Annotated in this window: 13 protein-coding genes; 8 read left to right on the forward strand and 5 right to left on the reverse strand. The window is 59.6% G+C overall.

Features of this window, described 5'->3' with window-relative positions; translation table 11 throughout:
* Positions 1 to 34: 34 nt before the first annotated feature.
* The gene (locus ACIOVD_RS22145; RefSeq protein WP_095165259.1) at positions 35 to 1558 is read right to left on the reverse strand and encodes a nucleobase:cation symporter-2 family protein; all 1524 of its coding nucleotides are present in this window, start codon (positions 1556 to 1558) and stop codon (positions 35 to 37) included.
* Positions 1559 to 1767: 209 nt separating this feature from the next.
* On the reverse strand, positions 1768 to 2598 hold the full coding sequence (locus tag ACIOVD_RS22150; protein ID WP_401130192.1) for an arylamine N-acetyltransferase: 831 nt from the start codon (positions 2596 to 2598) through the stop codon (positions 1768 to 1770).
* Positions 2599 to 2741: 143 nt separating this feature from the next.
* Between ACIOVD_RS22150 and ACIOVD_RS22155 the strand changes: the two genes are divergently transcribed.
* Positions 2742 to 3227 carry an HIT family protein gene (locus ACIOVD_RS22155; protein ID WP_401130194.1) on the forward strand — a complete coding sequence of 162 codons (486 nt, stop codon included), beginning with the start codon at positions 2742 to 2744 and terminating at the stop codon, positions 3225 to 3227.
* Here ACIOVD_RS22155 and ACIOVD_RS22160 read toward each other — a convergent pair.
* Positions 3214 to 4782 (reverse strand): diguanylate cyclase, encoded by a 1569-nt coding sequence (locus ACIOVD_RS22160; protein ID WP_320332618.1) that lies wholly within the window; start codon positions 4780 to 4782, stop codon positions 3214 to 3216. The genes ACIOVD_RS22155 and ACIOVD_RS22160 overlap by 14 nt on opposite strands.
* Before the next feature lie 365 nt (positions 4783 to 5147).
* Here ACIOVD_RS22160 and ACIOVD_RS22165 point away from each other — a divergent pair, with 365 nt between their 5' ends.
* Complete coding sequence (locus ACIOVD_RS22165; RefSeq protein WP_320332619.1) at positions 5148 to 5309, forward strand: hypothetical protein; 162 nt, start codon at positions 5148 to 5150, stop codon at positions 5307 to 5309.
* Positions 5310 to 5418: 109 nt separating this feature from the next.
* Here ACIOVD_RS22165 and ACIOVD_RS22170 read toward each other — a convergent pair whose 3' ends face one another.
* Complete coding sequence (locus tag ACIOVD_RS22170) at positions 5419 to 6084, reverse strand: ribonuclease (protein ID WP_401130197.1); 666 nt, start codon at positions 6082 to 6084, stop codon at positions 5419 to 5421.
* 174 nt (positions 6085 to 6258) lie between these two features.
* On the opposite strand from ACIOVD_RS22170, the gene ACIOVD_RS22175 reads away from it, so the two are divergent.
* The 3 genes from ACIOVD_RS22175 to arsH all read left to right on the forward strand — a co-directional run bounded on the left by ACIOVD_RS22175 (position 6259) and on the right by arsH (position 8108).
* Complete coding sequence (locus tag ACIOVD_RS22175) at positions 6259 to 6747, forward strand: hypothetical protein (RefSeq protein WP_095165266.1); 489 nt, start codon at positions 6259 to 6261, stop codon at positions 6745 to 6747.
* A gap of 181 nt (positions 6748 to 6928) precedes the next feature.
* Positions 6929 to 7399 (forward strand): arsenate reductase ArsC, encoded by a 471-nt coding sequence (locus ACIOVD_RS22180; protein ID WP_401130199.1) that lies wholly within the window; start codon positions 6929 to 6931, stop codon positions 7397 to 7399.
* A 13-nt stretch (positions 7400 to 7412) separates the two neighbouring features.
* A complete protein-coding gene (gene arsH, locus ACIOVD_RS22185) occupies positions 7413 to 8108 on the forward strand; it encodes an arsenical resistance protein ArsH (RefSeq protein ID WP_401130201.1) in 696 nt (231 codons plus the stop codon).
* 38 nt (positions 8109 to 8146) lie between these two features.
* Here arsH and ACIOVD_RS22190 read toward each other — a convergent pair whose 3' ends face one another.
* Positions 8147 to 8632, reverse strand: a complete 486-nt coding sequence (locus ACIOVD_RS22190; RefSeq protein WP_401130250.1) for a winged helix-turn-helix transcriptional regulator — start codon at positions 8630 to 8632, stop codon at positions 8147 to 8149.
* Between the two features lie 115 nt (positions 8633 to 8747).
* Here ACIOVD_RS22190 and fabF point away from each other — a divergent pair, with 115 nt between their 5' ends.
* The 3 genes from fabF to ACIOVD_RS22205 all read left to right on the forward strand — a co-directional run bounded on the left by fabF (position 8748) and on the right by ACIOVD_RS22205 (position 12505).
* Positions 8748 to 10016 (forward strand): beta-ketoacyl-ACP synthase II, encoded by a 1269-nt coding sequence (gene fabF, locus ACIOVD_RS22195; protein WP_401130203.1) that lies wholly within the window; start codon positions 8748 to 8750, stop codon positions 10014 to 10016.
* A 1031-nt stretch (positions 10017 to 11047) separates the two neighbouring features.
* The gene (locus tag ACIOVD_RS22200) at positions 11048 to 11839 is read left to right on the forward strand and encodes an ABC transporter permease (protein ID WP_401130205.1); all 792 of its coding nucleotides are present in this window, start codon (positions 11048 to 11050) and stop codon (positions 11837 to 11839) included.
* 12 nt (positions 11840 to 11851) lie between these two features.
* The gene (locus ACIOVD_RS22205) at positions 11852 to 12505 is read left to right on the forward strand and encodes an ABC transporter ATP-binding protein (RefSeq protein ID WP_401130207.1); all 654 of its coding nucleotides are present in this window, start codon (positions 11852 to 11854) and stop codon (positions 12503 to 12505) included.
* Positions 12506 to 12545 lie beyond the last annotated feature (40 nt).

Consider the following 12545-nt stretch of genomic DNA (forward strand, 5'->3'; position numbering starts at 1 on the left):
ACAGGTCGGCCTCTTTTTTCAGCAGTGACTGCGGTCAGACGTGCTCACTACTCTTCAGCTGCGCAGGTCGATGTTCCGGCGCGCCGTGACCGTGGTCCTCGACTATCACCGGCACTTCATTACCGTCGCAGTCATGCAACTTGCCATCACTGAAGTAGTCGCCTTCACGCAGCGCAGCCAGGTCCTGGAAGCGCAAGGTGCGCTCGGTGCCCGCAGCGAATACCGATTGCTGGTCCGAGTTGCCGGTGGTGAAGTGGTTGAACGCCAGGTTCAACAGGATCGCCATGATCGCCGACGAACTGATGCCGGAGTGGAAGATGGTGGCGAACCAGCTTGGGAAGTGATCGTAGAAGCTCGGCGCGGCGATCGGGATCATGCCGAAGCCGATCGAGGTGGCGACGATGATCAGGTTGACGTTGTTGCGGTAATCGACCTTGGACAGGGTACGAATGCCGCTGGCGGCCACGGTGCCGAACAGCACGATACCGGCTCCACCAAGTACCGAGGTCGGTACTGCGGCAATCACCCGGCCCATGAACGGCAGCAGCCCGAGGATCACCAGGAACAGGCCGCCGGTGGCCACCACGTAACGGCTCTTGATCCCGGTCACCGCCACCAACCCGACGTTCTGGGCGAAGGCGCTCTGGGTGAAGGAGCCGAAGATCGGCGCGATCATGCTCGACAGCATGTCAGCCCGCAGGCCGTTGCCCAGTCGCTTGGAGTCGACCTTGGTGTCGATGATCTCACCGACCGCGAGGATGTCCGCGGAGGTCTCGACCAGGGTCACCATGACCACAATGCACATCGATAGGATCGCGGCGAAGTGGAAAGTCGGCATACCGAAGTGGAACGGTGTCGGGAAGCCGAACATCGGCCCTTCGCTGACGCTTGAGAAGTCAGCCATGCCGAGGAATACCGCGATCAGGGTACCGATGACCATGGCCAGCAGGATCGACAGGCGGGAGATGGTGGCGCTGCCGATCTTGCTCAGCAGCAATACCAGCATCAGGGTCACGGCCGCCAGGCCGATGTTGGCCATGCTGCCGAAGTCTTCGGCATGACTGTTGCCACCCATGGCCCAGCGCGCGGCCACCGGCATTAGCGTCAGGCCGATGGTGGTGATCACGATACCGGTCACCAGCGGCGGGAAGAACTTGGTGATCCGCGAGAACACCGGGGTGATCAATAAGCCGATCAACGAGGCGGCAATCACCGCCCCCAGGATCGACTGGAAGCCGCCCTCCCCACCACTGCTGACAATCGCCACCATGGTCGCGACGCCGGAGAACGACACACCCTGCACCAGCGGCAACTGACAACCGAAAAACGGCAGACCCAGGGTTTGCAGCAGCGTTGCCAACCCCCCTGCAAACAACGATGCCGCGATCAACAGACCAATGTCCGCCGGAGAAAGCCCGGCCGCCTGGCCGATGATCAGTGGTACCGCAACGATACCGCCATACATGGTCAGAACGTGTTGCAGGCCGTAAGCCATATTCGCGCCGACCCCGAGGTTTTCATCCTCGGGCCGTTGGTGTGAAACAGAGGGCGTTTTCATCGTGGGGGGTTCCCTGGGTTTTTGTTATGCGCACACTGTATTCAACACCCAAGACAAATGTCCATAGAGTTGTATACAACTTATCAGTCACATAATGGACAAGCATCCACCCAAGCCCGCTTCGAACCGTCTAGCCTGCACTTTCCGGGCTTTACCGTCGGTCGAAAAAAGCTGATCAACTGATCAGCTTTTTTTTGCGAAGTCGCTACTTATTGCTCAATGGCGATCAATCCTGCCAGGGTCGCCCGCAGTGCCGGATGCTCGGGTACCTCGAGCAAGAACTCACTGCGCAGCAACTCGATCAGCTCCTGCACATCATTGATCTCGCGCCGCTCGCTGGGGCTGCCCAGGCGATGCACGGCATAGCTGCCGTTGTTCAGGGTGCGGCGCACGCCCTCCCCGGTCCGCGCCACCATCAGGCGCTGCAAGAACGGTGATTGCGGGTGAGTCGAGACGTACCAGTTGCCGATCTCATAATCGATATCGCCCTGACGCTGCAGGTCGAAGACATACATTGCCCGCCACTCGCCAGCGACCTTGGCGTGCAGGGTGTAGCTTTCGTCCTCGCGGAGGATGCGATACGGCTCATGGGGCGTGGCCTGCTCCTGTTCGGTATCGAGCAGCAGCGGCGCCGTCGGCACCATGCCGCCAAAGCCGACATCGGTGATGTAGCGCAGGCCATTGAGGGTCACCAGAGTCAGGCGATGGGTACGGGCCGCCCAGGCGTCCTGTGGCGCGTTCATCACCACGCGCCCGGTGATACCGCGCACCTGGTACCCCAGGTGCTCCAGCAGGGTCATGTATAGATTGTTGAGCTCGTAGCAATAACCGCCACGCCCCTCATGCAGCACTTTGTGCTGGATCGATGGCAGGTCGAGGGGCACCGGCAATCCGGCCAGGGGCGAGAGATTTTCGAAAACAAAGGTGCTGGTGTGCCTTAGCTGCAGTTCACCCAAGGCTTCCAGGGTGGGCTTGGGTGGCGTGGCAAAACCAAGACGCTGAAGGTACAGGTCGATGTGTTCGAGCGCAGTCGCGGTCATGAGCGATTCCTTGGACATGAAGGCGCACCGGACCTGGAGCGGTCGAGTGCCGTGCCGATGGGCAAACGTTATACGATAGCCGCCACAGGCAACGACAATTGATTTCCCTCATCGGCCCGGTGAAGAAAAGGTGACGCCCGAACATGCACATCGACCCACAGCTGATCGTCCATCAAACCGCCCACTGGATCGTCAACCACCGGATCAACTCGCGACTGCCGGGCTATCTGATGCTCGGGGCCAGGGCCAACGTCAATGCGCTCCACGAGCTGCCCGCCGAGGCGCTGGCTGAACTCGGGGTGTTAATGGCGCGCACCCAACAGGTGATGCAGAGCCAGTTGCAGCCAAAACGCCTGTATATCGGCCGCTACGGCCATACCCCCGACCAGCCCATCCACTTTCACTTCATCCCGGTGTTCGACTGGGTGGAAAACCTGTTCTGGCAGGACTCGCGCTATCGGCTCCTGCAGGGTTTTGGCGCGCCCAACCCCCAATCCCTTACCGATGGCGCAGAGCTGACGCTGTTTGTCTGGCGCGAGTTCTGTGAACGCCCGGATCCGCCGCCGGCTCCCGGGCTGTCCACCGAGCAGACCATCGCACGGCTACGCAAGGCGTTCAGCGCCGACTAGGGGCATCGCTCGGACGCCCCTCCATGGAGGCCACCTGCGTGCGATTCCTGCCGAAGTTCTTGGCCTGGTACAACGCCGCATCCGCGCACTCGATGAGCCTCTCGATGCTGTCGCCCTCCCTGGGCACAATCGCATGGCAGCCAAGACTGACGGTCAACTGCCCCGAAGGCGCGCCGCTGTGGAGAATGTTGGCGCCCTGGACGCTGTGCCGAATCTGCTCGGCAATGGCGACGGCACCCTGGATATCGGTATCCGGCAACAGCACCGCAAACTCTTCCCCGCCGTAGCGCACCACCAGGTCGGACGGGCGTTGGCAGCACCCCTTGATCACGCCAGCCACCTGCGCCAGGCATTGGTCGCCGGCGACGTGGCCGTAGTTGTCGTTGAAGCGCTTGAAGTAATCAACATCGAGCATGATCAGGCTTAGCGGACGTTGCTGGCGCAGTCCCCGGGCAAACTCGATCTGCAGCGCCCGCTCGAACAACCGTCGATTCGCCAGGCCGGTCAGGCTGTCATGGGTGGCGATCACTTCCAGGCGCTCCTGGGCCGCACGCAGGTCTGCCTCGATGCGCTCACCGTTGCGCACCTGCAGCACGAACACCCAACCGAACAGACTCACGCCGAGCACCACCAGGGCCACGATGACACTGGACTGCACCGCATTGGCATACCAGCCGCGCAGCACCACCGCCTCAGGAGTAGCCGCCGCTACCACTAGCGGATACGCGTCCAGCTGCTGGTAGCCGTACAGCCGCAGCTCGCCGTCCACCTTCGAGCGAATCATCGCAGTGCCCGAGGGTGCATTCGGCAAGTAGTCCTTGAAGATCGCCCCCTGGGCCAGCGACTCACCAATGCGCAACTCCGCACCTGGCCGCCGGGCCAATAAAGTGCCATCCGCCAGGGCCAGAAACATCAAGGCGTGGTCGTCGAGGCTGAAGCTTTTGAAAAACCGGTCGAAATACTCCATGCGGATGCCCGCCATCAGCACGCCCTGGAATTGACCATTGTGGTCATTCACCCGTCGCGACAACGGGATGATCCACTCACCATTCTGCCGACTGCGGATCGCCGGACCGATATGCGCCTGCAACGAAGCGTTCTGTTGATGGAACCGGAAATACTCACGATCGGCGATGCCCTGCCGGGTCGGCAACTCACCAAACGAGGTCACCACCCACTGCCCTTGGCGATCGAACAGAAACAGTCCATGCAACTGTTCCAGGGCCTGCACCCGACGGGCAAAGGTGCGCTGCAGGCGCGGGCTCGACGCCACGCCAAAACCGTCGGCCTGAATCCAGTCGACCAGGCTGGTCACCACCAGATCGGCAGCCAGGAAGGTATCCTCGGCCTGTTGCGCCATCGCCCGCGTGAGGTTCACCGAAGCAATTTGCGCCTGGGACAAATCGTGATGCCGGGATTGTTCGAGCTGCAGGTACAGCAGGCCACACAGGCTCAGACACACCGCCGCAATAAAGATCACCGCCGCCTTGCGCAGGGGTAAACGCTTCAATGGGCCGCCGAGCGTATCGCGGGAATCGTGAATGGGGGTTGGCAAATGCATCATCCTTGAAGGGTAAAACGCGAGCAGACGCCCGGATCCCTTGATCGACAAAGCTTAGCCTACGGCGGTGACGAGGGGCAAACCACGGCAGCGCGATAACACCTATACCGGCAGCCCCCATGTGTTCTGCTAGGCTGGGACCTTCATTCTTATCGGCTATCCATGGAGGAACGCATGAACCATCAGGACCATCCGTCCGCCATCGACACCGTGGTCTTCGACCTGGGCAATGTGCTGATTCGCTGGAACCCGAGAAACCTCTACCGCAAGCTGTTTGGCGCTGACGAGCACGGCATGGAGACCTTTCTGTCCGAGGTCTGCAGTACCGACTGGAACGAACGCCAGGACGCCGGACGCTCATGGCAGGAAGCCATCGACGAAGCCATCGCCCACCACCCGACACACGAGACGCTGATACCCCCAACATCGAAGGCGCCCGCCGCGAAGGCTTCAATGCACTGCAGTTCAGCAACGCCGGGCAACTGCGCAAAGACCTGGCCGCCCTGGGCCTGCCCCTATAAAAGCGGCCGTGTCGAGCAGTTGTGCACCTGTAACGACTGCGGACCACTTGTAGCAACTGTCGAGCGTAGCGAGGCTGCGTTCGGCTGCTACAAAAACGCATCCAGCCCCTCAACGCTTCGGCGGCACTCGGATATCACCCGAGCGACACTGGTTTTTCACTCCCTTGCCGCACGCCTGGAACGACAGGTCCTTGGCCATGCACACCCGCACCTCAGACAACTCCGGGCCGCGACAGATCACCGCAATACCGTCAGCCGGTATCCCGGGGTTGCTGCGGCGAAACATCTGCGTGATGTCCTGGGCAGAGAAATACACCTCTTTGCTCAAAGGCTGCAGCGGCTCGGGTATCTTCACCGCGCCGAGCGCCTTGTCCGCAGCCGCCAGGTAGCCCATGGCACCCAGCCCGCTGCAGGTACCGTGCTTGGCCCACTCATGCTTGAGCAAGGCCGGCGTGACAAACAGCGTCAGCCCCCTCGCCCGCTCGGCCGCCGACAACCGCGCATTCGGCACGCAAGACTGCGGCCAGCCACCCTTGGCGTACTGCGGCCACAGACCGTGCAACACAAACCCGTAGCCCTTGCCCGAACACTGGGCATTTTCCGGACGTGTCAGACAAAAGGTCGGCGACCAGGACAACGCCAGCAGGTAATAGTCGAACACCCCCGACGCCGACTCGTTCTGCTGTTTGTTGCGCGAGGATTGCGGTGTATTGCTCAGGATCACACTGCCAATCGCCAGCACAGCAAACAGGACCCATACAGACAGTTTTTTCATTCACCCACCTGAAAACCAAACATCCAATGGGCCTATTGTGAGGGCTGGCCGCGCATCAGCAGAAGACATTCTTGTCTAACCCGCACCAGGGTGGTGCCGGCGACTGGCAATCACTCGGTCAAGTGCAGTACCTTGAAAGCGCAGACTACTCTGAACGCACGATAGGGAATCGGAATGAGCAAGGCAGACGAACTCGCCACGAAACTGAAGCAAAAACAAAAAACCCGTGTGGACGCCGAGGCCCGCGCCGACCTGGCCATTGAACACTGGCCAAGCCAGGTCTATGACATGTACCACCAACTGGAAACCTGGCTCGAGCCGCTGACCCACGCCGGCCTCAACATCCGCAGGGTACCGACCCGCGTGTTCGAGAGCCTGCCATCCGGCGAGACCTTCAACTACGCCATCGACAAGCTGCAGATCGAGGGCAACCACAACACCATCACCCTGGACCCCATTGCCCGTTTCGTCATCGGTGGCACAGGCCAGGTCGACATCCGCGGTAAAGGCCAGGCGCTGTACATCCGCCGCACCGAGAACGACATGGCCGAGCCCGTATGGCAAATCCAGCCCGTGGCCCGCACCGGACAACCACGCCCCACTCCGGTGGCACTGGATGAGCTGAACTTTCTCGCGGTGATCGAGCAAGGGCTGGAGCTCTGACGACTCCCGAGCGATGCACTAGAACGGGCGACCCACAACGGTCGCCCTTTTCGTTTAAGCCGCCGGCGCCGCATCGATAAAAATCACTCCCGCGCTTTACCTAATATTCGATAATTCGTATATTCGATAATCCATATGTATGACCAGTCACGACTCTGGCCTACACACCACGGAGAAATCGATGAAAGTCCTGTTCATGTGCACAGCCAACAGCTGTCGCAGCATCCTGTCCGAAGCGCTGTTCAACCACCTCGCCCCCACAGGCTTCACGGCAGTGAGTGCCGGCAGCTTCCCCAAGGGCCAGGTCCTGCCCCGCAGCCTGAGCACCTTGCAGGCGGCCGGTATCGCCACCACAGGATTGCACAGCAAAGGCAACGAGGCCTTCGCCGACAGCCCGCCGGACATTGTCATCACCGTCTGTGACAAAGCCGCCGGGGAATCCTGCCCCGTGTACTTCGGCCCCGCACTCAAGGCCCATTGGGGCCTCGAAGACCCCTCCGAGATCAGCGGCAGCGAAGCCCAGATCAATGGCGCATTCAACGCCACGCTGGCCATCATCGAAACCCGTTGCCGCGCATTCTTCCAACTGCCCTTCGCCCAACTCGACGCCGCCGCCCTGCAAACCGAACTCGAACGCATCGCCCGCCTTTGACCCGGAGCCCCTGATGAACGAACACCTGCCCAACCTCGACACCCTGCTGTCCAACACCCTGCTCCCGACCAGCAACGACCAGCACCCACCGCGCATCCTGCTGCTCTACGGCTCGACCCGCCCGCGCTCCTTCAGCCGCCTGCTGGTAGAGGAAGCCGCCCGCCTGCTGCAACACTTCGGCGCCGAGACCCGCATCTTCAACCCATCCGGCCTGCCCCTACCCGACGACGCCCCCAGCGACCACCCGAAAGTCCAAGAACTGCTACAGCTGATGCAATGGTCAGAAGGCCAGGTCTGGTGCTCACCAGAACGCCACGGCTCAATGTCCGCCGTATTCAAGGCGCAGATCGACTGGGTGCCCCTGGCCCTCGGCGCCATCCGCCCGACCCAGGGTAAAACCCTGGCCGTGATGCAAGTCTCAGGCGGCTCGCAGTCCTTCAACACCGTCAACCAACTGCGGGTCCTGGGCCGCTGGATGCGCATGTTCACCATCCCCAACCAGTCCTCCGTGCCAAAAGCCTTCCTCGAGTTCGACGAACACAACCGCATGAAACCCTCGGCGCTCTATGATCGAGTAGTGGATGTCATGGAGGAACTGGTGAAGTTCACGCTGCTGCTGCGTGATCGGCCGGACCTGGTGGATCGGTATTCGGAGCGCAAGGAGACTGCGCAGGAGTTGAGTGGGCGGGTTAATCAGCGGGGGATTTGAGCAAAGCGAACCGACCTTTATAGTTACACCCCACTCCCTCAATCAGCCATTGCTCGCAACCGCTGACGCATGCCGGCGCTGGCCGCCGGCCCCGCCTGGACCGTGCATTGCGCCAATGGCACCAGATGCCCATCAGCAATATCCGCCATCATCGGCTGCACCGGCCTACCAGTCTCACGCTCGACAATCTGCACGCTCTGTCCTTCCGGCGCATAGTGCGTATTACCCCATGCCACAAAAGCCATGAGCACCACACGAAAGTCTTCCCCTTTAGCGGTTGGCACGTATTCATAACGCAACGGCCGCTTACTGTAAGCGTGGCGCTCCAGTAACCCATCCTCGACCAATGAATTCAGGCGCCGGGTAAGCATGTTCGGCGCAATGTCCAGGCTGCGGGAAAACTCGTCGAATCGGCGCAACCCGTGCAAGGCGTCACGCATGATCAAGATACTCCACCACTCACCCACCCTTTCCAGGCTGCGGGCGATTGGGCATTCGGCGTGGGCCAGGGTTTTGCGTTGCATGGCGGCTCCTCGGGTGATGCGCTCGGACATTTGTCGTACGGGCATGTTACTTTCATGATGATAGTTACGTCCATACATCACTACCCCCCTACAAAGCTGAAGGAGCTGGACTGTCATGAGCAAACGCATTGTTGTCACAGGCATGGGCGCATTGACCCCGCTGGGCTGCGGAGTCGAACCGGTTTGGCAACGCCTGCTGGCGGGCGATTCCGGTATTCGTCGACTCCCGGAATCGCTGATTGGTGACCTGTCGATCAGCATCGGCGGCCAGGTTCCCGACCGGACGCAGGACCCTGAAGCCGGCTTCGACCCCGACCAACTGCTGGCGGCAAAAGAACAGCGCAAAATGGATCGCTTCATTCTGTTTGCCCTCGCCGCCGCCCATGAAGCCCTGGCACAAGCCGGTTGGGCGCCACAGACCGCGGAGCAACAGGAGCGCACGGCAACCATCATCGCCTCGGGCGTGGGTGGCTTTCCGGCGATCGCCGAGGCCGTACGCACCACGGATAGCAAGGGGCCGCGACGCCTGTCGCCATTCACCATCCCTTCCTTCCTGAGCAACATGGCCGCCGGCCACATCTCCATTCAACATGGGTTCAAGGGACCGCTTGGAGCCCCGGTGACGGCCTGCGCCGCTGGGGTTCAAGCCATTGGCGACGCCGCACGCATGATTCGCGCAAGCGAAGTGGACGTTGCTGTTTGTGGCGGGGCCGAAGCGGCCATTCACCGGGTCAGCCTGGCCGGCTTTGCTGCGGCACGAGCACTATCAAGCGATCACAACGAAACACCTGAACAGGCCTCTCGCCCCTTCGATACGGCGCGCGACGGTTTTGTCATGGGCGAAGGCGCCGGCCTGCTGGTGATCGAAGAACTGGAGCACGCCCTGGCTCGTGGCGCCAAGCCAATCGCCGAACTGGTGGGCTACGGCACCAGCGCCGATGCCTACCACATGACCGCCGGCCCGGAAGACGGAGACGGCGCCCGCCGAGCGATGCAGCAAGCCCTGCGCCAGGCCGGCGTGCAAGCCTCCCAGGTCCAGCACTTGAACGCCCACGCTACCTCGACCCCGGTCGGCGACAAAGGTGAGCTCGCGGCGATCAAGACGGTGTTCGGCACCCACAGCGGCCTGGCGATCAGCGCCACCAAATCCGCCACTGGCCACCTGTTGGGCGCTGCCGGAGGCATCGAAGCGATCTTCGCCATTCTAGCCCTGCGTGACCAGGTAGCCCCGGCAACGCTCAACTTGCACACGCCAGATAGCGCAGCCGAAGGCCTGGACCTGGTTCAGGGTGAGGCGCGGCACATGCCGATGGAATACGCACTGTCCAACGGCTTCGGGTTTGGTGGGGTGAATGCCAGCGTATTGTTTCGACGCTGGGCCTGAATCGCGGTACACATCAGATCAAATCGATCGTTCAGCCGAGGTTTCAGCGCCGACTCGCTGGGGCCTCGACTTTTCCGTCCAGCCTTGGTGTCAGTTGCTGATGAAGCCTCTCTGAGACTCGAGAGCAAAACCTGTGGGAGCTAAGGTAGCTGTCACTACATTACAAACACCGCACTGCGATTAGTCTCTGAGAGCCGTGGGACAAGTCGCAGTTTGAGTGAGATAAAACGAACCCACATGAATGAAATGCAATGAACACCGCTTTATGTTTCGACATCTATCTAGATGAAATGCTGCTCAATACTGCTGCGATTGAGATACAAAGACTGGGACAATCGTCCCAGTCAAGCGCTGACCTAGTAGCCTCTATACATACTCGCACCATCATTCAATAGCCGAGGATCAACTCGTACCTACCGCATATTCATACACATCTAACTTACTTACCGCCTCGATCATCGCCACCAACGCCTTTCCAAATCCAAAATCTGCGGCTCCCCCCATGCAATTTCACCGCCGTTTCCGAGCGGAATCCCGTATGCACAATCTTTCAGAGCCACAGTAACCACCTGCCTACATCCTACAAACCTATCGCGCGCCAGAGGCTTTGCCCGGTATCCACTCTTTGTGAAAGTTGTAACCAGTCCACCTAAACGCCAAAGAAATATACAAATAATTTATCTTGTACAACTTTCTCAGGTTGTACTGGACATATTAGGCAACGCACAATTGATAGCTTTTTGATATCACCGAGCCCACCAACATAAATCTGTCATTTGTAGGAAGTATGCTCGCTAAATGTCAGCATTATCTCCACCGAATACCAGCCATGCACGTAGGCAGATTGAAAGGGATGTGTAGGAACATGGAAGGATTCTCACTTGACGCTAATACCACCCAGCGATTAATCTCCCGGCCCTTAGAGCACGGAAGCCGCCCGAATCCCCAAATCACCGCGCGGGAAACGGGCATTTCCTGAAATGAATTCACCGGTGTGCCCAGGCACGCCGCTTCGCTGTGCGGTAACCATCTTGAAATCTCGCTCCTCCTTCCAGATTCAAAAATCGGTCATCTTCGCCTTGGTGTTACGCGAAGCCCGAGCCCGTTTTGGTGAGCGGCGCATGGGGGCGGTTTGGACGCTGATCGAGCCGATTTGCCATCTACTGATTTTTACCCTCCTATTCACCCTGATTCGTGGCCGCACCGTGGCAGGCGTTGAGTATCCAGTATTTGTCCTCGTAGGCATGGCCCCTTTCCTACTCTATCGCAACATCGCCCTGCGACTGATGGACAGCCTGCGGGAGAACCGATCGTTATTTGCCTATAAACAGATCAAACCACTGGACACGTATATAGCGCGGGCTCTGGTGGAAGCCTGCATCAGCGCTACGGTCTACGCTATTCTACTGTTCGGCTTTGCGTGGTTTGGTTTCGACATGACGGTAAGCGACCCAATTCAGTGGGCGGCGACCCTGGGCTTGGGTCTATGTTTTGCCTTTGGTCTGGGTATGCTGCTCGCACTGATCACCCATGCCATGCCTAGCCTCAAGCTCGTAATACGCATGGCATTCTTTCCACTGTACTTCATCTCAGGCGTACTGATGCCCGCCGCCTACCTCCCGCAGGCGATGATGCCATTGCTGCTGCTGAATCCGTTCCTGCATTTGGTCGAGCTGATTCGAGCTGAAGTTCTGCCCCACTACACCCCGGTCGATGGTGTTTCTGAAGAGTATGTAATCACGTTCACGGTGGTTTTGCTGTTCATTGCCTTGGGCAGCTATCGCGCCCGTCGATTGCACCTGATTTCCACGAAGAACGGATGAGTACAGGCCCACGTGTTCGAGCTTAAGAACGTCACCAAATCCTACCTGACCCCCAAGGGGCGTCGGTATGTTTTTCGCAACCTGTCACTGTCCATTCCGCCAGGTAAAAACATTGGCCTTATCGGCCGAAACGGCGCGGGCAAGTCGACGCTGATGCGCCTGCTTGGCGGTGCCGATATCCCTGACTCAGGCTCCATAGTGACCGACAAAAGCATTTCCTGGCCTGTGGGTTTGGCGGGAGGTTTTCAAGGCAGCATGACCGGCCGCGATAACATAAAGTTCGTCTCCCGGATCTACGGCGCGGAAGGCGAAGCCATGCGCGAGAAGGTTCGTTACGTCCAGGAGTTTGCCGAAATTGGCGACTGGATTGATGAGCCTATCAAAACTTACTCATCCGGCATGCGCTCGCGCGTGGCCTTTGGCCTGAGTATGGCTTTTGACTTCGATTACTACCTGATCGACGAAGTGATGTCAGTTGGCGACGCCCAGTTCAAACGCAAATGTGCAGAAGTATTCCAGCAAAAACTTCAGCAATCGAAAGTCGTGCTGGTTACCCACACCATGCCGGAAGTAGAAAAGCTCTGCGACATAGTCTTGCTGGTACGCGAAGGCGGCATCCAGATCTACGAAGACGTCGCCGAAGGCATCAAGGCCTATAACACCTGATACCCCCCCCCTTATATCGCAGCACCGTTCCATTTCAAGG

The organism is Pseudomonas sp. NPDC087626, assembly GCF_044743405.1.
In the GTDB taxonomy this organism is placed as follows: Bacteria; Pseudomonadota; Gammaproteobacteria; order Pseudomonadales; family Pseudomonadaceae; genus Aquipseudomonas.

Coding starts and splice junctions, on each gene's coding strand:
- ACIOVD_RS22145 (WP_095165259.1), bottom strand. CDS start 1,558: ATGAAAACGCCCTCTGTTTCACACCAACGGCCCGAGGATGAAAACCTC.
- ACIOVD_RS22150 (WP_401130192.1), bottom strand. CDS start 2,598: ATGACCGCGACTGCGCTCGAACACATCGACCTGTACCTTCAGCGTCTT.
- ACIOVD_RS22155 (WP_401130194.1), top strand. CDS start 2,742: ATGCACATCGACCCACAGCTGATCGTCCATCAAACCGCCCACTGGATC.
- ACIOVD_RS22165 (WP_320332619.1), top strand. CDS start 5,148: ATGGCAGGAAGCCATCGACGAAGCCATCGCCCACCACCCGACACACGA.
- ACIOVD_RS22170 (WP_401130197.1), bottom strand. CDS start 6,084: ATGAAAAAACTGTCTGTATGGGTCCTGTTTGCTGTGCTGGCGATTGGC.
- ACIOVD_RS22175 (WP_095165266.1), top strand. CDS start 6,259: ATGAGCAAGGCAGACGAACTCGCCACGAAACTGAAGCAAAAACAAAAA.
- ACIOVD_RS22180 (WP_401130199.1), top strand. CDS start 6,929: ATGAAAGTCCTGTTCATGTGCACAGCCAACAGCTGTCGCAGCATCCTG.
- arsH (WP_401130201.1), top strand. CDS start 7,413: ATGAACGAACACCTGCCCAACCTCGACACCCTGCTGTCCAACACCCTG.
- ACIOVD_RS22190 (WP_401130250.1), bottom strand. CDS start 8,632: ATGCAACGCAAAACCCTGGCCCACGCCGAATGCCCAATCGCCCGCAGC.
- fabF (WP_401130203.1), top strand. CDS start 8,748: ATGAGCAAACGCATTGTTGTCACAGGCATGGGCGCATTGACCCCGCTG.